This window comes from Halomonas sp. WWR20 (assembly GCF_054602495.1).
Window position 1 is genome coordinate 1 of record NZ_JBTRHR010000028.1, and the last position, 702, is coordinate 702.

The following is a 702-nucleotide window of genomic DNA, read 5'->3' on the forward strand; positions in this document are numbered from 1 at the left end:
AGCCGAGACCGCCACGTTCCAGGTCAGCGGGCTGGACGACGACATCGAAACGCTGGAAGTCAGCTTCAACGACGGCGAGCGCATCACCGTCGTGCCGGATGACAGCGGCCAGTTCAGCGTGGATGTCTCCGCCCTGCCCGACGGGGAGGTCACCGCCACACTGTTCGTGACGGATGCGGCAGGCAACGAAGCCACTGCGGCGGCGGACTTCGTGCTCGATACCACACCCGACGACCCCGCCTTCACCACGCCGGTCGGCACCTACCAGGCGGAAGATGCCGAGCTGGGCACCGGCCCCGAGTCGACGAGCGACAACTACATTCAGGAGGTGGCCGACCAGGCCGGTTATCTGGGCGATGGCTTCGTCGACTACGGCGACGGGATCGGCAGCGGCGAAACCATCACCTGGACCGTCGGCTCCGACCAGTCCGGCGAGTTCGACCTGGCGCTGCGCTACTCGCTGGAATCAGGCACCCGGCCGCTGGCGCTGACCGTCAACGGCGGTGCGCCCATCACGCTCGACTTCACCGCCACCGGCAGCTTCGGCACCTGGCAGACCCTGACCCAGCGCGTCACCCTAATCGAGGGACAGGAGAACGTCATCACGCTGACCTCGACCGGCAGCAGCGGGCCCAACATCGATCAGCTCGAAGTCCTCGCCGTCGAGGCGTCCGACGACTCGGCGGATACCGATAACAATCT

General features: G+C 66.5%; 1 protein-coding gene. It reads left to right on the forward strand.

The window, feature by feature from the left end; translation table 11 throughout:
* On the forward strand, positions 1–702 hold a 702-nt coding region (locus ACW4DH_RS18975; RefSeq protein ID WP_459637962.1), incomplete at both ends, for an Ig-like domain-containing protein.